The sequence below is a fragment of the Grimontia sp. NTOU-MAR1 genome, from assembly GCF_035758505.1.
Taxonomy (GTDB): Bacteria; Pseudomonadota; Gammaproteobacteria; order Enterobacterales; family Vibrionaceae; genus Enterovibrio; species Enterovibrio marinus.
In genome coordinates this window covers 832,419-850,872 of record NZ_CP142108.1, presented here as the reverse complement: position 1 = coordinate 850,872, position 18,454 = coordinate 832,419, and the positions used below count along the sequence as shown (strand labels likewise).

General features: G+C 52.5%; 22 protein-coding genes. 3 read left to right on the top strand and 19 right to left on the bottom strand.

Annotated elements, in window-relative coordinates; all coding sequences use genetic code 11:
• Positions 1–14: 14 nt before the first annotated feature.
• The 19 genes from VP504_RS03865 to VP504_RS03775 form a co-directional block, all read right to left on the bottom strand.
• Complete coding sequence (locus VP504_RS03865; RefSeq protein ID WP_325893036.1) at positions 15–1,040, bottom strand: DUF4376 domain-containing protein; 1,026 nt, start codon at positions 1,038–1,040, stop codon at positions 15–17.
• Positions 1,040–1,780 carry a phage tail protein gene (locus VP504_RS03860; RefSeq protein ID WP_325893035.1) on the bottom strand — a complete coding sequence of 247 codons (741 nt, stop codon included), beginning with the start codon at positions 1,778–1,780 and terminating at the stop codon, positions 1,040–1,042. Before VP504_RS03860 ends, VP504_RS03865 begins: the two co-directional genes overlap by 1 nt.
• Positions 1,780–2,337, bottom strand: a complete 558-nt coding sequence (locus VP504_RS03855; RefSeq protein ID WP_325893034.1) for a putative phage tail protein — start codon at positions 2,335–2,337, stop codon at positions 1,780–1,782. The genes VP504_RS03860 and VP504_RS03855 overlap by 1 nt, the downstream gene beginning before the upstream one ends.
• Positions 2,325–3,404: a baseplate J/gp47 family protein gene (locus VP504_RS03850; RefSeq protein ID WP_325893033.1), complete on the bottom strand. Its 1,080-nt coding sequence runs from the start codon at positions 3,402–3,404 to the stop codon at positions 2,325–2,327. The genes VP504_RS03855 and VP504_RS03850 overlap by 13 nt, the downstream gene beginning before the upstream one ends.
• Positions 3,394–3,852, bottom strand: a complete 459-nt coding sequence (locus VP504_RS03845; RefSeq protein WP_325893032.1) for a phage GP46 family protein — start codon at positions 3,850–3,852, stop codon at positions 3,394–3,396. The genes VP504_RS03850 and VP504_RS03845 overlap by 11 nt, the downstream gene beginning before the upstream one ends.
• Positions 3,849–4,439 (bottom strand): phage baseplate assembly protein V, encoded by a 591-nt coding sequence (locus VP504_RS03840; protein ID WP_325893031.1) that lies wholly within the window; start codon positions 4,437–4,439, stop codon positions 3,849–3,851. The genes VP504_RS03845 and VP504_RS03840 overlap by 4 nt, the downstream gene beginning before the upstream one ends.
• Positions 4,433–5,482, bottom strand: coding sequence for a phage baseplate assembly protein (locus VP504_RS03835; protein ID WP_325893030.1), 1,050 nt, complete (start codon positions 5,480–5,482; stop codon positions 4,433–4,435). The genes VP504_RS03840 and VP504_RS03835 overlap by 7 nt, the downstream gene beginning before the upstream one ends.
• Positions 5,475–6,674 (bottom strand): DNA circularization protein, encoded by a 1,200-nt coding sequence (locus VP504_RS03830; protein WP_325893029.1) that lies wholly within the window; start codon positions 6,672–6,674, stop codon positions 5,475–5,477. The genes VP504_RS03835 and VP504_RS03830 overlap by 8 nt, the downstream gene beginning before the upstream one ends.
• Positions 6,675–6,683: 9 nt before the next feature.
• Positions 6,684–8,459 (bottom strand): hypothetical protein, encoded by a 1,776-nt coding sequence (locus VP504_RS03825; RefSeq protein WP_325893028.1) that lies wholly within the window; start codon positions 8,457–8,459, stop codon positions 6,684–6,686.
• A gap of 110 nt (positions 8,460–8,569) precedes the next feature.
• On the bottom strand, positions 8,570–8,962 hold the full coding sequence (locus VP504_RS03820) for a hypothetical protein (RefSeq protein WP_325893027.1): 393 nt from the start codon (positions 8,960–8,962) through the stop codon (positions 8,570–8,572).
• A 12-nt stretch (positions 8,963–8,974) separates the two neighbouring features.
• Entirely contained in the window at positions 8,975–9,328 is a 354-nt protein-coding gene (locus tag VP504_RS03815; protein WP_062715042.1) for a phage tail tube protein, read from the bottom strand.
• A 12-nt stretch (positions 9,329–9,340) separates the two neighbouring features.
• On the bottom strand, positions 9,341–10,813 hold the full coding sequence (locus tag VP504_RS03810) for a phage tail sheath subtilisin-like domain-containing protein (protein ID WP_325893026.1): 1,473 nt from the start codon (positions 10,811–10,813) through the stop codon (positions 9,341–9,343).
• On the bottom strand, positions 10,810–11,013 hold the full coding sequence (locus tag VP504_RS03805; protein ID WP_325893025.1) for a DUF2635 domain-containing protein: 204 nt from the start codon (positions 11,011–11,013) through the stop codon (positions 10,810–10,812). The genes VP504_RS03810 and VP504_RS03805 overlap by 4 nt, the downstream gene beginning before the upstream one ends.
• Positions 11,010–11,621 carry a hypothetical protein gene (locus VP504_RS03800; protein WP_325893024.1) on the bottom strand — a complete coding sequence of 204 codons (612 nt, stop codon included), beginning with the start codon at positions 11,619–11,621 and terminating at the stop codon, positions 11,010–11,012. The genes VP504_RS03805 and VP504_RS03800 overlap by 4 nt, the downstream gene beginning before the upstream one ends.
• Positions 11,618–12,160, bottom strand: a complete 543-nt coding sequence (locus VP504_RS03795; protein WP_188009246.1) for a phage virion morphogenesis protein — start codon at positions 12,158–12,160, stop codon at positions 11,618–11,620. The genes VP504_RS03800 and VP504_RS03795 overlap by 4 nt, the downstream gene beginning before the upstream one ends.
• Complete coding sequence (locus VP504_RS03790; protein ID WP_325893023.1) at positions 12,160–12,597, bottom strand: gp436 family protein; 438 nt, start codon at positions 12,595–12,597, stop codon at positions 12,160–12,162. Before VP504_RS03790 ends, VP504_RS03795 begins: the two co-directional genes overlap by 1 nt.
• Before the next feature lie 3 nt (positions 12,598–12,600).
• Positions 12,601–13,005, bottom strand: coding sequence for a hypothetical protein (locus VP504_RS03785; RefSeq protein ID WP_325893022.1), 405 nt, complete (start codon positions 13,003–13,005; stop codon positions 12,601–12,603).
• A gap of 73 nt (positions 13,006–13,078) precedes the next feature.
• Positions 13,079–13,966 carry a Mu-like prophage major head subunit gpT family protein gene (locus VP504_RS03780; protein ID WP_325893021.1) on the bottom strand — a complete coding sequence of 296 codons (888 nt, stop codon included), beginning with the start codon at positions 13,964–13,966 and terminating at the stop codon, positions 13,079–13,081.
• Positions 13,967–13,972: 6 nt separating this feature from the next.
• Positions 13,973–14,935: a phage protease gene (locus VP504_RS03775; RefSeq protein WP_325893019.1), complete on the bottom strand. Its 963-nt coding sequence runs from the start codon at positions 14,933–14,935 to the stop codon at positions 13,973–13,975.
• Between the two features lie 226 nt (positions 14,936–15,161).
• On the opposite strand from VP504_RS03775, the gene VP504_RS03770 reads away from it, so the two are divergent.
• The 3 genes from VP504_RS03770 to VP504_RS03760 are packed head-to-tail and all read left to right on the top strand — an operon-like array spanning position 15,162 to position 18,380.
• Entirely contained in the window at positions 15,162–16,283 is a 1,122-nt protein-coding gene (locus VP504_RS03770; protein ID WP_325893018.1) for a PP2C family protein-serine/threonine phosphatase, read from the top strand.
• Positions 16,270–17,319, top strand: coding sequence for a serine/threonine-protein kinase (locus VP504_RS03765; protein ID WP_325893017.1), 1,050 nt, complete (start codon positions 16,270–16,272; stop codon positions 17,317–17,319). The genes VP504_RS03770 and VP504_RS03765 overlap by 14 nt, the downstream gene beginning before the upstream one ends.
• A complete protein-coding gene (locus VP504_RS03760; RefSeq protein WP_325893016.1) occupies positions 17,316–18,380 on the top strand; it encodes a serine/threonine-protein kinase in 1,065 nt (354 codons plus the stop codon). The genes VP504_RS03765 and VP504_RS03760 overlap by 4 nt, the downstream gene beginning before the upstream one ends.
• The last annotated feature ends 74 nt before the right edge of the window (positions 18,381–18,454 follow it).

The window sequence follows — 18,454 nt, the reverse complement described above, 5'->3', positions numbered from 1 at the left end:
TCTGTGAACACTGCTTAAACGGTCTGTTGCCCGACTTTAAACGCTAGCACCGCTTCAAAGCTCTCCAGGTTATCCACTTCCTGTTTCATCTTTCGTTGTTTGTCATGGAGAACGAACCCTTGCAGGTTTATTGCTGCTTTCACCTGCTTTAGTTCTTCTATGCTCATCCCATGGTGGTCTTGGTTATTGGCGTCAGTCCAATAAGGCGGCATCACTCCTGCAAGAATAGTGGAGTCTATTCTCATGCGGGCTTCGGGCCCAGCATCCCAGACGGTATCATTGGCGACGACGGTTGCTCTGACGTCATTCTCTGCTTCAACCCGCCAGGCATTTATCTCTTTTCGTTTTGCTTTTTTTGCTCTGTCAGTGCTTGGTTGCCAGGTACCGTTTTTGTACTCATGAAAAGGCGTTGGTGGGGCAGTCAATGTCCATCCGTCTTTGATGGGGCCCAACTGTTCAACTAATTCGACCTGTAAACATTCTGCTTTGTTGAAGATCTCCTTACCCCTATGGTCTTCGACTTCCTCCCATTTTCCCTGAACCAATCTGACGGCATAGTTCTCTCTGGCTGCTGGTGGACGCTCCCAGGTGCATTCATTAGGAAGTGCAAAGTAGTCATCAGAAACGACATACTCACGGCCTGATTTATCCCAGTAAGACTGGCCAACTTTGATGTCAAAAACCTGCCATTTCTCACCATCATGAAGGACTGCCTGGGTATTCGGATCATGGTCTGGTGGCGGGGTAACCAGCATAGCTTCTGGCACCGCGCTATCAGGGGAGGCTAGACGATACTCCCGTCCTTCAATGGAATAGTAAGGGGTGGCGGTTCTATTTATTATTTCTTCCGACCAGGTTTGAGTTTCTCGATCAAAGCGCGAAGTCAGCCCTTCTGCCGTTGGTGTATAGAGCGTTTCAGTATAGTCAGCGCCGAGAGCTGTTCCCTTGGCGACGTGTTGTTTTTCATTACCTAACCACCATCCATCTGGCGATAGGTGAGAAACGTCTACAACAACCGCAGTTTGTTTAATGTTGTTCATTACGCAAGCCTCACTATCCAGTTACATTTGAGGTGATCGATGGTGTTTTTTGATGCACCAAAGGTGGCAATAGTGACACTGTGACTATGAGTTCCTATAGCGACAGAGTGATTGTGATTGCCTGTTGTATTGCCATATAGGACGTTGCCATGGCTACCGCCAGCGGCATCAGCGTTGTGATAGCTACTCGTATAGCCGCCTTGATAGCCCCCTCGTGTGTAGTGCCTGTGATTACCGTTGGTTGAGGTGTATTTTGTGCCCAAATTGGTGCTGCTGATGGTTGAGCCAGCATGGCCATGGGATTTCACTTGGCCTTCAGCGAATTCACCCACAATCTCACCGTCTTCTTTCCCTATTAAGCCACGGCCCCTCATGTCGGGAAGCGTCCCATCTGGGTAAATAGCAGCTGTCTGTGGGTATAGGTCAGTATCAAACGCCTGACCTTTCATGATGGCCCAACCCTCGGGGGCGCTATCTGTCATCCAGGGGAGAGGAGTCCCTATAGGTAATGCTGTGAGCTGGATAAGCTGAGACAGATGATCAAAATTATCAGGGTCAAAAGGCACGCCATAGCGCGTTAATGCCGTTTGAAATTCCCTTATCACTGCGTTAAACCAGTCCTGACCGGGATAGCTGGGCGTGTTGTCTTCATTGCTCTCACTGAAGTAGCCTGGCGCTCCGATTCTTGATTTCGTACTAGGAACGGTTTCGACCTGAGAGCCGTTATTGAGAAAATGCATCAGTCGCTACCTTTGTAGATGAATTCGTAGTATTTACCGCCGAGCTTGAACTGGGTGAGGGTGCATTCAAGCTGATTGCCCTCAGCTTCTGGGATGTCATGCACAATGACCCGCAGCAGATGGCGATATTTCTCTTCATAAAGCGGATAGGTGCATCCGCGCAGGCAATGATGGGGGAAGTGCTCTTTCACAGTGATGCGAAAACCGAGATCTTTGGCCCGCTGTTCAATGTTCCACGCTTGAAGCCTGCCCTTTCGGAGATCTTTTTCCACCGCTATCGCTTGCCTTTCCATCAGTGACAAAGGCTGTTCACTGCACTCGGGCAGCCCGAGATATTGCTCATACTCACCCAGTAAAAGGCGAGATTGTTCAGGGGTGGTTTCCTGTTGCAGGGCATCGGTGAGGGCATCGATATCCGCAAGGCTTGTGGCCAGAGCCCGAAGCAGTCGCGTTTGGTTGGCGTCCAAATCCCGAGGCCAGGCAATGCCCTGGGGCATCAGTTGTTGCAACACATCTAACCAGGCATCGGTGGATTGTGCGCGCGTCACTCTATCCATTGCGGTACCTCGAAAGTGATAAGCTCATCGCTTTGGCTGGTGATATCACTGTCCAGTGGGGTGTTGTAATCCACAAGCCCCGGTGCGGTGCCAATCGCGGTGCGAACCTGAGAGAGCAACAAGCTGCTGCCGGGATGGGCCAGTAAACGCTCCAATCGCGTCAGTTGCGCGATGACAGCGGCACGTGTCTCGCTGTTATCCGGGGTGAGTTTTATGGTCAGTTGAACGGGCTTTAAACGCAGCTTGAAAATGATGGTTTCAATCCCTGCAGGGCGGCCTACCTCAAGCCCTGTGGCTGGGTCTTTATGCCGATAGATATACTCTCTGACAGCGTCCATTTTAGTGGTTGAAGGCAGTATGTCGGCATCGCCATCACACACAAACGTGAGGCCGACGGTGCTGCCACCTTGCCAGGCATCGTAGGCCCAGGCGCGGGTCACGCCGGGCACTTCAGTCGCCCAGGCCATATAGTCATGAACAGCCCCACCCATCGGCGGGTATTGCTTGCGAAACCAAAGCCGTGCCAACAGCTCTGAAATCGGCTCGATGTCAGTGCCGCCATCCATGCTGATGACAGTCGCCTGGCTGCCGATACCGGGGGAGGGGTTCACCAGTGTCAGGGTGTCATCGGCTGTCAGGTTCCCGGATGTTCCTGCCTGCTCGGCCTGTATCTCTGCCAACAGTTCGCCACCTGTAGGCAGTGCGCTGTCTGTGACACGGTATCGCTTACCGTCACCGGAGGTGAGCACACTATCAAGAGGCAGTTGGGCGTTATCGCTGGCACTGAAGGTGGCGCTTCCTTTGGCGTTTTGAGCCAGTTTTCGTGGCACGCCTTCATAGGCGGCCCTGGCTTCAATGGTGCTGTCATCACTTTCTGCGGTTGGCACAATCTGTTTGGAAAGCCAAACCAGCTGGTCATGCAAATCGCGCTTGGCTGCACCGACCGCAAAGGCAATGGCCCGCTCGCTGCAAATAGCAGGTAAGTGCGCATTGAGACCTAACTCCAGCGCAATATCACCTTCAATCTGTTTGATGGATTCGGCAAGCGTGGGCGGGTTATAAGGCATAAGATACCTGCGCATTCAGTTGATGGCTGTCCCATCGAAGGCTGATGCCATAACTCATGGCGGTGTCATCGGGCTTAGTGATAGCAATGTCCAGACGCAGGCGGTCGGCCCCAGTGCGTGATGCCGTGACACGGTAGCGTTTTGCGTACCCTTTCAGCAGTGGGATAAGGGCTTCACGCGCGTAGTCTTCAGCGCGTTGTAACGTGGCGGTAGTGAGTTTTTCCCGTCTCAATAGCCAAAGACGCGAGCCCCAGGGCGTTTCAACAAAACTGTCACCAGGCCAGCCGCGCCTGTCAGTGATCCCAGCGGGCAATACATCACTTTCCTTGGCTCGTGCGTCAGTCATCAGCATCATGAAGACCAGAGAGTTCAGGCCATCATCTTCGGCCAATTTTCCCTGCTCAATGCTGTGATCTGCGCCATTTTGATGCCAGTAAATACCAATCATTGCGGGCCATCCGATAAGTTGTCTTTTCCGTTTTCTTTGTGGCGGTGAGCCTCGGACTCGATGCCTTTAAACGTCCCGCCTTCCTGACCAATCACCCGGCCTGCTGCTTCGCAGTTTCCGCCGATGGTGAGGTTGCCGGATATCGACACGTCAGGGGCAGTTATAACAACCCCGTCTGTGGCCGTGATATTTACCTGTTTCACTGAAATATTGAGGGTGTCTACGATAAGCTCGCCCGTCTTTCCCTTGGTCAGTTTGAAGAAATGGCCTTCGAGGTGATAAAGGGCGCTGTCACCGGGTTTGAGGTCTTTCAGACGCACCGTTTTATCTTCAGCGCAGATCACCACCAGGTTAGAGCGGTTGCCATTCAGGGCGAGGGTAATGGCCTCGGAGCCCACAGGGGGAACGCTGGTATGGCCATAGTTCTGCCAGCGTTCAATGTTGCTGTCGGTTTCATCGGCGAGTGTTTGGATCTGAAGCTGCTGGCGTTGGGTCGTGTCTGTGATAATCCGCAATACAGCCCGATCCACCATCAGCTGCAGTCGCCGTTTAACAGGCATTAAAAGGCGGTTAAACGGGCTTACCATGCGCCCACCTGTTGGGTATCTTTCTCCGCTTCTATCGGGATATCCATGGCCTCGGGCGGAACCAAACCGAGCACGGTGATGCGTCCCTGGTCATCTTCGAGATAGGTCAATGAAGCAATCAGCATCACCGCATCAATGCCCTGAATAGGGTCATCGACCCGGATGCGTCGATTGAGTGGCCACAATGCGCCGTCAGGCATCCGCCAGCCTTTGACGGTGATTTCAATGTGGGTGGCTTCGGCCAGCGCCCGCTGTTTTTGCCATTGGCCGCGACGGCTTGCGCCATCGGCGGTGAAAACTTCCTCAGAGAGAATAATTTTAGGGCGGTACCGGGTGACGCCTTTGTCATCCACAGAGACCAGCTGACCACCGATTTTGGCGGCAGGCTCTGCATCAAAGGTGGCACCACTTCCCACACCTTTAACGATGTAACGGCTGAAGCGCTCGGCTTCGCTGAATCGGCCTCGGGCGGCGAGAATGTTCTGGCCCAATATCAGGGCTGTATCTAGCTGGAGGGTGCTGGCCCGTGTGATAACCAGGTTGCCAGCTGCATTGCTGGTGAGTAACACCCCACGTTGGCGGGTTAACCGTTCCAGCAGCTCAAAGGGTGATTCGCCTTGCTCCAGACGAACCGTATCAAAGGGGCGTCCGACGTCGGTCTCTACTTCTACCTGGATGCGGTAAGGTTTGCAGATTTCTGCCGCGATGCTGGCCAGTGTGATGTTTTTCCATTCACCAGAGCGGTGAACCAGGGACGACTCGACCAAGTCCTTGGTTTTGCACCTGGCCGTGATTTGATAGCTGAGTGAATGAGCGTCATAGCTTGGGATGCGTTCAGCAATGTATCCGGTGGCCACGGTTTCCTGGGCAATCAATACCTCGACGGCCATGCCCTCCCTGAGGGGTAACACCTCGGCCTCTTTCCAACTGCGGGTAATACTGAATTGATGCTCACCCGTTACAGCTGACAGGGATCGGCTGATACTGATGGCTTTCCAGCCCTGCCAAAGCCGACCCCCGATTTTGAGTGAGACCTTATCCATTGTTTTGCTCCAAGACATCCACATTACCCGAGATGAAGGCAGGGCGGGCGAGACGATTACGTTTGACGATGTCATCCCGCTGGCGGGCGTCGCCTGTGAGCTGATAAGCGAGCAGGGCAGAGGGACGCGGGCGATCAATATTGACCGTGCGCATGCGCGGCAGCTGCCGCGCGCGGGCTTTGATGTCATCGACAACAGACAGACGCAACGCGCGCAATGTTCTCCAGCCTTCACGGTTACCGGCTTCGACAGCGCGCTCGGCCTGCCGGGTGAGGGAGGTGGCGAGCGTCTGCGCGGCCAGCTCGGCTTCCTTGCTGTCAGATAACTCGCCTGCAGCAATGGCATTGGCTTTGCCAGTGACGACAGCGGTTAGCATCAGATCGCTGGCTAAGTGTGTGGTGTCAGCGCTCGGGGCATCAATGGTGGGGTTCATGGCCTCCCGTTCACCTTGCCAGGTTTGCTCAAGCTGATCGTATATCGCGAGGGAAAGCGGCAATTCGGTCGCCAAATCTTTCACCCGAAACACCAGTTGGGTGATGTCCCTGGCTTGTTGGCCGGGGTAGGTCAAACCCCGTGTGATAGAGGATTTCATGCGGCCCAGTCGATTGACCCAGTCGCCTGTCTGTTCGGGCAGCCCCGGCAGGTTGTTCACTGTGCTGTCCAGGCTGTCGAGCATGCCATCCATCTGTTTGGCGAGACTGGCGTTTTGCTCGGGTGTCAGCGTCTCAACCTCACGGGCAAAGGCATCACATTGTGACTCGTTTGCAAGCGCCGCCTGTGAGGACACGGCCTGTTGCGTATCGATGCGATCAGCAGGAAACAAGGTATCGCTGGCGGCGTAGACCTGAAACGACAGGCGGCAGATATCGCGCTCGTTGTTGTCGAAGTCATAGCTGACATCGCCGACCTGTACCTGACGGATCCCCCAATAGGGATGCACCAGTTCACCTGGGCCCGCGACATTCAGCGCATCGAGCAACTGCTGGCACTGGGCTTGTGAGTTTGGCCCCACCAGAACGGCTTTGATGGTTTCTGCATTCAGAGCGCCGCCATTATCTTCGGGCCAGCCCTGGTCGCTTTTCGGGTATTCGTGGGTCACGGCGCGTCGGCCCGTTTTGCCGCGCACCGTTAATAACAGAAAGGGCACCCCACGAAAGGAAGCTTCGCGCCTGTCTTGCCAAGGTTCTTGCATCTTGTTCCCTTAGTCCGCCATAGACAGACCGTGATCCACCGTCAGAGGAATGCCGTTGTAACGTACCTCCGCGCTTTTTATCCGGGTGCGGTTCTCGTGCATTTCAATGGCGATTTTTCCGCGAATTTCGCCCGTCTCATTCGCAGGGGGTGTCGCACTGCTTCCACGGAACCAGCCTGAAATCTCATCAAACACATCAAGCAGGCCCGCACCGGGTACAAAGGAATCCGGTAAACCTGTGGTATCGACTTCTGAGGCACGGCGGATATTGATGGGGGAGAACTCGGGTGCCAGATTCATCAGGCCATACCCGACGCCTGTACTCTGGGCGGCGATATTCAGCCAGCGATGTCGGCCAGTGGCACCGCTGTATTTGCCCTGTGTGCCTGGCTGCCTCTGTGGCAAGGCATTGGTGGCTGGCATGTTCACCACATAAACAGGCGTCACACCTCCGGCAAGGGTATTGGCTGCATCGCCCACGCCTCCTTTTTTACCAAATACAGCCTTTAAGTCCTTGGCAACGCCCAGCGCCTTGCGGGCGGCAACCAACCCCGCCACGGTGAGGCCGATATTCTTGCCAAGCTGCAGCCAGCGGTCGAGGGTGGCAGCGTCCAGGCTGTTGACGGCATCGGCCAGATCCTGAAAGGGTTCGGCCAGCTCTCTTTGTGTGAGGCGATGAAGGGCGGTCATGAGGTTGTCGACGCTCGCCTGGTAATCCTTGGCGACCTTGGCCGCATCCTTGAGGGTGGTTGAGCCGTCGGCAGTGACAGACAAAAATGCGTCAAATGAGTTGATACTGCCCTTGGCGGAAAACTCCCCCATTAAGGGTTTTAAAGCGCGGATTGCCTCTTCCCCAAACTTGATGGTATCGAGTGCCTGGGTCATGGTGTAGCGGGTGCTGCTGCCTGCTTCTGTGATGATCTCTCTCATCAGGTCGGGTAAGGGGCGCATCACTTCCACGCCGTCTTTGAGTTTTTCCGTGTCAAAGACATGGATCCCGGCCAGCTCTTTCAGCTTCTTCACCTTGTCCGGGGTGGTCATTTCGCGGATCAGTGCTTCATAGGCAGTCACAGCCTGTTCGTCAGAGCCCGCACCGCTTCGGATGACCTGCATGGTGGCCCCCAGCTCCAGCACGGCTTCCACACCCTGGCGGCCTGTGGCTGCATAGGTGGAAAGCAGCCGCTCACCCTGGGCGGCAAAAGATGCCATGGTGAATGCGCCACTTTTTCCCTGAACGTTCAGGCTGTCCATGGCGGTCAGCACTTCCTGTTGGGTCTCCACTGACAGCTTTTTCAGCTGGGTCAGAACGGCACCAATATGGCCACCTGTTGCGCCTGTGGCCTGAGAGAAGAGGGCGATGTTTTCCATGTTCCTGCGCGCAAACTCAATATCACCGAGCTTTTCCATCACCACTTCCAGCCCTTCGAGCGTTTGGGTGGGGTCGATGCGGATACCTTCAGAGCGGGAGATATTTTCAATCTCTTCGTAAAGAGCGCGGGTTTGCTCTTTGGTGAGATCAGCGGCGACAGACAGACGGGACAAGCGGCGGTCGAGGGTCACCAGCCTGTTGGCCACTGCACCGCCAGCGACGGTGGCCACCAGGGCGGTATAGCGGTTTTCCATTGCATCCAGCCCTTTGTTCACGCCCCGGACAACATGGCGAAAGCCTTTGGCCATGCGTGAATTGCTTTCAGCAAACTTCTTCATTTCACTGGAATAGGCCCGCGCCTTTGAGGTGAGATTACCCGAGAGGTTGATGATGATTTCGCTGTTAAGTTGGCTCATGCTGTTTTGCCTTCAGTGCGCATAAATGGTCAAACAACCAGGTGACGGGTTTATCGAGAAAGTGATCAACAGGGGAGAAATAGCGGCCAGCCAGGGCCAACACGACGTGCTCAAGTCCTGCTGCCTGACTGCTCCAGTCGCCCCCGTTTTTCGGCCACCCCCACAGCCGCATCAAGTCGCTCGGCCTGCTCATTAAGCAGGGAAAAGTCATCGACATGAAGCTGGTAGAGCTGGCGCTCGGGAAGTGGGCCTTTAATCTCCCCGATGGATTCGATTTGGCGGCAAAGGAGTTCAATGCCCATCCTGACTTCAGAGACCACGGTGATCCCGCGCTCGCCCCCGGTCTGAGGGTCAGGCACGAAAACCACCTGTTCGGCCTTGGTGCGTGCTTCAATCACATCGCGTGTGGTGAGCTCACGAAGCACCACGTCATACTGCAGCTCGGCATCATTGCCCTGGCCAAAGGGCAGGCCATGCGAGAGGGTGAATTCAATTTTCGCCATGCGTGTCTCCGGTTAAATGCGTTTGCATTTGCTGCCAATGAATTTGCCGCCTGTCTCGCCGTTGTCTTCATCCAGCTCTGCGGGGTTTTCGAGTGCGCTGCCCGTCATCATGTAAGTGAGGCCATTATCGGCATCAAACACGATGGTGGCGTTTTCCAGCTCGTTGAGTGCTTGCACATCAGTATCGCTGTCCACCGCCAGCTTGAAATCGAGCGAGGGCGCAACAAAGCGTTTACTGTTGCCCCAGACGCGGCCCCCACCTCCATGCGAGGTGCGGCTGAATCCGCCGGGGTTGAGGCGTGCGCCGCCTTTGGTCTTGAGCTCCACGCCATTGGCGCGGATCTTTGCATAACCCAAAATAGCCATGGGCGTTTCTCCTTACAGATAGAACTGGACGTTCATGGCCATGATGCGCAGGCCATTAATCAAATCCGGGGTACAGAGTACGTTGATGCGGTTGGCATCCGAGCGGTCGCGGGTGACCTCAAGCTCTGCGTTGTAGCGCTCGAAGTTCTCAACCAGTCCTTTCTCCTGCAGCTGCAGGAACACATCGAGCATTTCCGCGCGCAGAATTTTAGGCGTCACCACAGGTTGACCCGGCTCAAGACTGTCGAGCACGTCATCCCCGGCGAGCTTGTGACGGGGAAACTTCTGGGTGAAGTGAGCTTTATGCACAAAGCGGAAATAGCCCAGGGTCATGGGGGTGGTGATGTCGAGGTAACTTGGATCCGGGCTGCCAAATGCATTCACCTGATAGGTGCTGATCTCCCGTTCAATCAGACAGCGGTTACCCGCATCCACCTGATAGGTTGCCAGTCCTTCATGCAGCAGCAGGTTGCGCTCTACCAAGTCCCAGCGGTCACGCTTCGCAGGGGGCAGCAAGCCCACCAAAGGTAGCGTCTGCAGGGGTCTGGCCGGATCAATCGCCAGATGATAAGCCGCTTGCGCCGCATAGGCCGCCGCAAACTCCCAGGGCGGGTTGGGCGCGTGATTGGTGCTCATGCAGGTGATTAAATGATCATTGCGGGTGTTGCCCCAGGTACCCGTTTCAGCATGGTTGCCACGAAAGGCGGTGTAGCAAACCGCTTCCATCATGCGCAGTGGGCCCCAGCGGTCATTGAGCTCAGTGCGGAGGCCATCAAGGAAAGCCTGATCGTTGAATGGGCAGACAATATGGTTAAACCACTCATCACCGAGCGCGCCAATGACCTCACTGGCATCGACATACCCCGCGCCACCTGTCAGCGGCGTCAGGGTAAGGGAAATGCCTGGGGGCAGCTGCTCGGTATCGTAATAGTTGCAGCGCACATCGATATCGTTACCCGTGATGCCTTTCCATTTGGCGGTAAGCTTCACGCGGGTGTTTTCGGTCTCAGGAATTTGCGCCCTGACAGGCAGTGAAGATTGGCTGTTAATGGTGGTCACAATGGCATTGGCAATCGCGCCTGCTGTGTCGTTGGTCTGCACGCCGACTTGTACCCGCTGGCCTGCAATCATCAGTGACAGGGTGCCCGCTTGACTGGCCGAGCCTTGCACACTGATGGCCTGACCTGACATAGCGGCAGAGCCTGCAGAGGGTTCAGCGACAGGCATGGCCCAGGTTTCGGTGTAGCTATTGCCCTTGCGCAGGGTTTTCAGCATGGCAGTGAGCATGGCATCGTCACCGAACAAAGTGCGCGCCTGGTCATCACTGGTGATGCGGTATTGTTCGAGCGGATTTGCCAAGCCGCCTGTCTGGTGACCCATCACCAGAATCTTATGTTGCTGAATAGCGGCGCCCTGATTGGCGTTCGCGTTATCAAACGCCATGTAAAACAGGGGCACACGAATATCATTTGGGATGGACATCATTTCGATCCTTTCGCTTTCACGCTGTCTTTGGTTTTGTCGGTGGCCACCTCGGGCATGTTCGTGGTCACTGAGCCTTCTCTCACACGGCGGTGCCAATAGGCGTTCATCACAACAGGCTCACCCTCTTCGCTGAGGTGTGCGCCGTCCGGTTTACGTACTTTCACCTTTTTATCTTTGGGGTAGAGAGTCACGCTGTTCATTGGGTGTCCTTGTCGTTGGGGTGTTGAACGTTAATCGTTGCGCTCAGGGTTGGGCTGCCTTCGTCCGGGGTGTCGAGTTGCACCGTAAGAAAGTCATCCAGGGAAGACAGGTCAACGGGCACATTAAGGCGGCATTCCTGCTGCCAGCTGACAGACCAGATAGCCACGCCAATATCATCCAGCGCTTCGGTGCAAAGGTTCTGGGCGGTCACCCGGTCTGCAGGTTTATAGGCTGTCCGGCCAAAGGCGGGCGTCCAATCCTGGCTGGCAATGAAGAGGGCGAGCTGGCTGCTGATGACCTCGGCGCGTTCGTCGCGGTGGTGGCCAAAATGGTCAGTGGTCATCACAAAGGCCACCAGAGACACCAGACCGACCACGCTACCTGCTTCGCGGCGCACGTTGCTGACATTGAGCGCCGCCACACGGATAACGCCGTAATGGGTGACCTCCTTTTTCACCGCATCAGGCGAGGCAAAGCGGCCTTTGTGGCGGTTGATGCTGCCGACCTGGTTGGGCGCTTCACCTTGAAAGTGATGAAGTGCCTGCACGGCGGCGGCAGTGATGGCAAGCGTCGTGCCTGTGATGTCGAGTTGCGGGCGGCTTGTCATGGCAAGAGCTCCCCATAAAAGTCACCAATCAGTGCATAGAGGTCTTGCTGGTTATCCTGAGACAGCCCGAGGTATTCACGCTGCGGCACTTTCATGTGCCGGACGTGGGCGGCGACGCTCTGCCAAACTGGATGGCGGAGCACCTTGCCGAATGCCTGGGTAATACGTCGGTGATGGGCGCTGATTTGCACCGCACCATCAAACCCTTCCTGATGCACAGCGGCGTAGATGAGCGGCGACCCCACATAGACTTTGTTGCCCTTGACCAGGTATTGAATAGAATCATCCAGCTCGCCTTCGCCCATCAGCAAGGAATGGTTACCGTGGCGCGTTTTGGCGTAGGCATCAGACCAGCTTTCCCAGGGAGTGCCATCAGGCGCGGTTTTCTCGTCCCTGATGCGTCGGTGGGTCTGGGTTTCGGCTTCCGCACCGATAAGGTTCAGCAGCTTTTTACGATTACCGGTATCACTGAGCCTGGCCAGGTGGGCCTGTATGCGGGCAAGTTCAGCTTGCCCCGAGATATTCACGGCGATAGCCATCAAAGCACCCCGCCCAGTTGTTTGCGCATCGATGGCCGGGAGGCATCAATCACCTCGGCTTTGCCGGTGTTTGTTTCTTGAGGCTTCTCTGCCTGGGGAACGCCTAAATCCCTCCGGCCTGCCTGAATGTCTTTCAGGGTGGCAATGGCATCGTCATAGCGTTTTTGCGCCAGGTCGGTCACGCTGCTGTCACGGTCTGCGAGCCAGTAAAACGCGATGGAAATAGCTACCCGGTTGAGCGTTCTCGGCACGCGGCTTAGCGGTAATGGATAGCGGGATAGAAAAGTGTTTATCTCTTCCGTGGCATCACCGAGTGCTGCATTGATGGCGACCTCATCAAGGGCATCAGGGTTACCCTGTTGAGCAGCCACCGTCCACACAAACGAGGCATCGCGGTCGAGTAAATCCTGCTGGCTGGCATAGACGGTGGCGCTCATGGCTCAGGCTTCCTTCTCTTGCGTATGCTGGCGTTCAACAAAGAGCATTTGCTCCTGCTCCAGGCGTTCAAGTGCAGCCGCATCGATAAACACATCAGCGTCATATTGTTGATGTGCGGCGGCAGGGTCTTCGACCACAAACACATGTGCGCCGTCGTGTGGCCAGAAGCGGGCGCAGCGCCAGAAACCATCGACGGGTTTGGATCGGACAAACAGAGCAATAAAGGCTGTCTTTCCCAACTTGGCCATCATGGCTTCCTGTGGGCCCACAGGGCTTTGCTCGCTATCCGGTTGCGGTGTCTCAGTGGTAGCGTCAACAGCGCTGGTTCCTTGGGTGCCAGTGGTTTTTTCAGTGCTCCCAGAACGTGACGCTTTGGCTGACGTGGCAGATTTAGTGGCATCGTTCACTGTTTCATCCTCTTGGTCGCAAAGGCCGCCTGACGGCCAATGCTGAATGGTGTTAAATGTGGCTTAAACAGGGTTAACCAAGGTATGGGCTGACCACGACCTCGACATCCTGGTAATAAGGGTTACTGCCGCCATCGCTTAGCAGGGCGACGTTGATAAGCTTCTTGGCTGCAGCGCGGTTACGCGGGCCAACGATGAGCTTGGTCGGACGAATACCCAGAGGCGTGCCGTTGTTCTTGCGAATACCGGACAAGGCTTCAATGGCTTTTTCGTAGTTGAATTCCGTCAGTGCGGTCTTTGAGCCCACAGCGGTTTGCCAGAAACCGAAACCGACATTAGAGCGGCCATCGGTACCTGCGGCCATGGCGTTATTGAACCAGGTGAACTCCTCGTTCGGGTTCATGTTCTTGAACACAAACGGGCGACGGTTTTGGTAGATGATGGGTTTCAGTACCTGCGTGTCATCAATCAAAAACCAGGGTTCGCCTGTAGCAGAAGGCACACCGATGATATTGGAATAGGTGCCATCGCCCATTGGGTGGTCAGCATCAAAGAAATACTGGCCATCAAAGCAGGTGGTCTCAAAACCTGCTTTGAGGAGGCCGTAGGCGAGTTCATCCGGGAATAACGCCACCTGAAAACCAAAGTTTTTGGCGAGCACGGAATACATACCAATCTGGTCATCATCCACGTCTTCGCGTTTGACCTTGATAGAGGTCTCCCAGGTTTTGTTTTCGATGGCATAGCCATGCTTGCCAATGTCAGCCAGCTGGCGTTCGCCCACCCATTCTTTGATCCCCGGAATGTCAGCCAGCCAGCCGTAGTTATTGGCAGAAGTTGAGCTTGGCACTTCAGTAGAAATTTCCTGCCATTGCGGGCTGGCCGTGGTGAGCCCCTGGGTGTAGGCCGCGCTCATGCCCGTGAACAGGGCTTCCAGAATTTGCGCTTGAGACTGTGACATCAGTGGTTACTCCTGTGTGTGGGTTTTGGCGGCCAGATATTGCTCCTGCGTGATGTGGAGCTTTCGGCAGATGGCGAGCTCGTGCTCATCCAGGTTGGTTTTGTTTTTTGGTGGCTGGGTATGTCGGCTTTCATCACTCACCACTTTGGGCGCAGACGCCAGGAAGCGGTCAAAGCCTTCGCGGTCAGTGCGACACATAGACAGGAACGCCGCCTTATTTGCGGGTGCAATCTTGCCTTCCGCGATAGCTTCATCAATCACGGCTTCGGTTTCTGCGTCCTGCTGGGCTTTGAGTTGACCCTCGGCCGCTTCCGCACGGTTCAGCGCTAACTGATGGGTTTCCATCGGGACATACTTTTTAAGGTCAGGGTTGTCGGCGCGGTTGAGCGCCAGCTGCTTGTCAGATTTCAGCGTCTCAATCGCTGAGAGGGCATCTGCTTCGGTCGCGGTGGCCGTATCCAGCGCCAGCGCCGTTGCCAGAGTGACAGGGAGTGTCATGGTTTCTTGCTCCTGTTGTTGTCGGTTCAGTGCAGGGAGTTCGGTCAGGTTGGGTTTGTTGGTAAAGCCTACGGATTCAATCGCAGTCACATTGCCTTGTGCATCGTGCAGAAAAGCAGGGGAGTAGTAGCGGTATTTGCGCTCAGTAATGATGTCCACGCCTTCACGGTTGAAGGCAACGCGGCCCCAAATCGCACCATCGCGCACATCGTATTCTTCCACCCAGCCATAGGCAGGGGCTTCTTCGCCTAGTGGGCCTTTGATGTGAGTAGCGTGTTCAATGTCCCAGGGTGCAGAAGCGGCAGAGTTCAGTACTACGTCATCAGGCGATGAATTTGACCAACTGCGGCCATCGATGCCGGAGAAAGTGCCAGCAGGGATAAGCTCCAGCCAACGCTCACGCGCATCTGCCTGCTGTGGAGGCAGTTGAAAACAGAGCGCCAGGTGGCGTGTTTGAGGAGTGTCTGGCATTGCGGTGGCCTGCGTTTTGGTTAAACGGTTGTGGCCAGAATAAGAGGGTGGGGTATTGGTTGAGATTTACGGGGGTGGTTGTTCTTAGCCTTACCATATATCGCTTCTTTGGACATGACTAATTGGCTAAAAGATGTATCTAATTTCAGGGAGATTTGGTAGTTCAGTACCTCACATTGTGGTAATTTAAAGTTTGATTGTATTCAATGGACTACAGGTTAAATATATGTTTCAACAACTGTTGCTAGATAGTCTCTCAAGAGAGGTCTTGAACCGCGGATTAATACACGCGGAAAGAGGCTCAATTGCGCTAGCATCAGATCAAGGGCTAAATAGATCCCAAAATCAAGATAAAGCTCTTTCGATGAAGTTTTCTCAAGAAGATGAGCAGCTTTTCTTGTTAGCCTTAGCTGATGGTATGGGAGGAATGAGAGATGGCAAAAGGTGTGCAGAGTTAGCTTTGGCAGCTTTTTGTTCTTCAATTTTAGAATCCGACAATAACAACTCTCTTCTATCAAAGGCCTTAATTGCTACCGAAAAATGTAACCAGACAGTATTTGAGGAGTATAGAGGCAATGGAGGTTGTACTTTATCCGCTATTCTAGTGTCAAACCTTAATCCACCAGTTACGATTAATGTTGGTGATAGTCGTATATATGGTCAGGATAAAAATAAAAAACTTATTCGATTAAGCATTGATGATTCTCTTGCTGAAGCTGTTGGAGGTGTTGGCACAGAGTTATTACAGTTTATTGGAATGGGGGATGGAATTAGGGCACACATAACTGAGCTTGATGAAGTAGTTGAAAGAGTTTATTTAACTTCAGATGGAGTGCACTATATTGAGCCTAAAACACTTAGCCAAATTGTAGAAAATTCAGATAATGTTGTTCAAGTTGTTGAAAGATTACTTGCTATTGCTAGGTGGTGCGGAAGCCCTGACAATGCAACAATTTGTGCTATAGACTTACAATTGCTTAATACTAATGAAAGGGAAGCAACAGGTTTATATTCCGAAGTGATAGATCCATTTGGAAGAACCATCTTTCCAGTTATCTCCCATACCGATAAAGTTAAACAGCAGCATTTGCAAGTTTCACCAGTAGTTAATGATTCAAACCAAAAGCAAGATGAAAGCAATAAATCCGAATGTGAAGAGAATATAAAAAATGAGGAAGTTAAACATCAGTTAAACGATGATAAATATCCCGTTAAGAAAGAAAGTGTAAGAAGAACAACAAAAAGAAAAAAATCGAGCTCTCGCCCTAAAGTAGCGGAAGTGGAAGATTTTCAATTAACTATCAGTACATGTGATCATTCGGATCGAGGAACAGATGAAGATTCCTAGTAGATATAATATTGTTGGCGATGAAATTAGTGGTGGGATGGGAGATATACTCTATTGTTGTGATTCACATTTAGACCGCCAAGTTGCAATTAAATTCATTAAAGATGCTGGTGAAGAGCGGCGTATGTTTGACGAGCAACTTGCGTTAATGCAGCTTCGTTCTAAACATGTTGTTCAGTTATACGATGTATTACGGTATGAGCAAAAAATCGGCTTAGTATTAGAGTATATTGAAGGTAAGGACCTTGAGCCTAGCGAGTGTAAAGGTGACATGGCTAAGCTTATATTTACGTTGTGGCAAATTTCCTGTGGTCTTGCTGACATCCATGCTTCCGGAATCATTCATAGAGATATAAAGCCTAACAATATCCGGAGAAGTGTTGATGGTGTTTTGAAAATATTCGATTTCGGCCTATCTCGAGGTACCGATGCAGCTAAGACACGCAGCATTATAGGTACTATAGGGTATATGGCTCCTGAGCTGTGGAACAGAACTGAAGCGGAGTTTAGTTCTTCTGTTGACGTTTATGCTTTTGGAGTTACTGCCTTAGCATTAGCGGGGGTACCTCCACAAGTATCCCTGTTTAATCAGCCTCCAACACCAGTAGGCACTGATTGGTTAAGTTCTTACATTGAGTTAGAGCCTGAGTTATGTTTACTTTTAGAGAGCTGCTTGTCATATGAAGCATCTGATCGTCCAACCATGAATGAAGTGGAAAGTTCTCTTCGTAAACATTTATTGAAAGATCGACATAAAGGGTTGTTGGTCATGGGAGCTGAAGCGAAAGAGATTAGCTCGTCTAATAGAAAAGCGAAGCTTCGCTTTGGAAGTCAGGTTAGCGGACATTCTGAGATAGAAATTGAGTATGACGGCTTTAGGTTCTTTGTGTCTGCTCTATCTGGGACTGTTTCAATTAACAATATTGGTGCTAGGCAGGGGCTTCCGATGCCGCAAGCATCCGTAATTACCTTGGAAGCGGGCCAAAACCGTGGATTTGTAACCTTTGATATTTCTAACCCTGAGGTGGTTTCATGATTGAATCTGGTACGATGTTTGGTGGGCGATATACTATCATCAGGCACATTGGCGCAGGAGGCATGCAAGATGTGTACTTAGCCAATGATTCATACTTAAATAAAAATGTAGCTTTAAAAACTCCTCAGTTGGGCCAGAAAACTAAACGCTTTCAAGCTAGTGCTGTAATTGCTGCGAGAGTCAATCATCACAATGTGGCAAAAACGATTGATTACTTTGAAGAGGGAGATCAAGTCTTTCTGATTGAAGAATTCGTAGATGGTCAGACGCTTGAGCAAAAGACTGAAACTCGTGAATTTCTAGATCCCCATTTAGGCGCTAGAACTCTTCATTTGCTTGCTAAAGGAATAAATGCGTCCCATAAACAGGGGGTGATGCATAGAGACCTAAAACCTAGCAATATTATGGTAGATTCAAGTGCTGGTATTAACTACCTAAAAATCACTGATTTTGGCATTGCCACCTTGACCGAAGAAGTTTTTGAGGAAGAGGCTAACTCTGGAGATTTAACCAGATCGACATCGGGTACGATTAAAGGAGCACTTCCTTTTATGGCCCCTGAAATGATGTTTAGAAAACCAGGAGATAAACTAACTTGTGCCATTGATATTTGGTCTATTGGCGCGATGATGTTTAAATTGCTCACTGGTGAGTATCCGTTCGGGGTCTATTTAGATGCAGCAGTTAACGTAAAAACGAATAATCGTGTTGCATGGCCTGCCTTTATGACCACCAACAAACAGTTTTCGCCTTTGGCTACAGAATTACAACGGATTATAGATCGCTGTTTATCTCCTCAGCCTGAAAGTAGACCAACAGCTCAAGACTTAATAGATGAGTGTCAAAACTTATGCTACATGACAGAAGAACGTTTTGAAGCTGAAGTCTATAGAATGATTCAGAATAATTACAGTGGCTTCGCCAGCAACTCTCAACATGAAGTGTTTTTTAGCATTCATAGTGTTTATGGTAAAAGCAAACCATCAGCGAATAGTATGATTTCATATTCTAAATTCAGTGGTTCCCCAAAGGATAGAGCTCATCCTGTCGTGGTGATGTAGAGAGAAGTTGAACACCATGTTCGCTTTTTTAAATCTTTAGTTCTAACGTTGGAGTTTAATCCCTGTTTAAACTC

Bases quoted from the DNA above. Each gene is read 5' to 3' on its own strand.
- VP504_RS03865 (WP_325893036.1), bottom strand. From the start codon at position 1,040: ATGAACAACATTAAACAAACTGCGGTTGTTGTAGACGTTTCTCACCTA.
- VP504_RS03860 (WP_325893035.1), bottom strand. From the start codon at position 1,780: ATGCATTTTCTCAATAACGGCTCTCAGGTCGAAACCGTTCCTAGTACG.
- VP504_RS03855 (WP_325893034.1), bottom strand. From the start codon at position 2,337: ATGGATAGAGTGACGCGCGCACAATCCACCGATGCCTGGTTAGATGTG.
- VP504_RS03850 (WP_325893033.1), bottom strand. From the start codon at position 3,404: ATGCCTTATAACCCGCCCACGCTTGCCGAATCCATCAAACAGATTGAA.
- VP504_RS03845 (WP_325893032.1), bottom strand. From the start codon at position 3,852: ATGATTGGTATTTACTGGCATCAAAATGGCGCAGATCACAGCATTGAG.
- VP504_RS03840 (WP_325893031.1), bottom strand. From the start codon at position 4,439: ATGGTAAGCCCGTTTAACCGCCTTTTAATGCCTGTTAAACGGCGACTG.
- VP504_RS03835 (WP_325893030.1), bottom strand. From the start codon at position 5,482: ATGGATAAGGTCTCACTCAAAATCGGGGGTCGGCTTTGGCAGGGCTGG.
- VP504_RS03830 (WP_325893029.1), bottom strand. From the start codon at position 6,674: ATGCAAGAACCTTGGCAAGACAGGCGCGAAGCTTCCTTTCGTGGGGTG.
- VP504_RS03825 (WP_325893028.1), bottom strand. From the start codon at position 8,459: ATGAGCCAACTTAACAGCGAAATCATCATCAACCTCTCGGGTAATCTC.
- VP504_RS03820 (WP_325893027.1), bottom strand. From the start codon at position 8,962: ATGGCGAAAATTGAATTCACCCTCTCGCATGGCCTGCCCTTTGGCCAG.
- VP504_RS03815 (WP_062715042.1), bottom strand. From the start codon at position 9,328: ATGGCTATTTTGGGTTATGCAAAGATCCGCGCCAATGGCGTGGAGCTC.
- VP504_RS03810 (WP_325893026.1), bottom strand. From the start codon at position 10,813: ATGATGTCCATCCCAAATGATATTCGTGTGCCCCTGTTTTACATGGCG.
- VP504_RS03805 (WP_325893025.1), bottom strand. From the start codon at position 11,013: ATGAACAGCGTGACTCTCTACCCCAAAGATAAAAAGGTGAAAGTACGT.
- VP504_RS03800 (WP_325893024.1), bottom strand. From the start codon at position 11,621: ATGACAAGCCGCCCGCAACTCGACATCACAGGCACGACGCTTGCCATC.
- VP504_RS03795 (WP_188009246.1), bottom strand. From the start codon at position 12,160: ATGGCTATCGCCGTGAATATCTCGGGGCAAGCTGAACTTGCCCGCATA.
- VP504_RS03790 (WP_325893023.1), bottom strand. From the start codon at position 12,597: ATGAGCGCCACCGTCTATGCCAGCCAGCAGGATTTACTCGACCGCGAT.
- VP504_RS03780 (WP_325893021.1), bottom strand. From the start codon at position 13,966: ATGTCACAGTCTCAAGCGCAAATTCTGGAAGCCCTGTTCACGGGCATG.
- VP504_RS03775 (WP_325893019.1), bottom strand. From the start codon at position 14,935: ATGCCAGACACTCCTCAAACACGCCACCTGGCGCTCTGTTTTCAACTG.
- VP504_RS03770 (WP_325893018.1), top strand. From the start codon at position 15,162: ATGTTTCAACAACTGTTGCTAGATAGTCTCTCAAGAGAGGTCTTGAAC.
- VP504_RS03765 (WP_325893017.1), top strand. From the start codon at position 16,270: ATGAAGATTCCTAGTAGATATAATATTGTTGGCGATGAAATTAGTGGT.
- VP504_RS03760 (WP_325893016.1), top strand. From the start codon at position 17,316: ATGATTGAATCTGGTACGATGTTTGGTGGGCGATATACTATCATCAGG.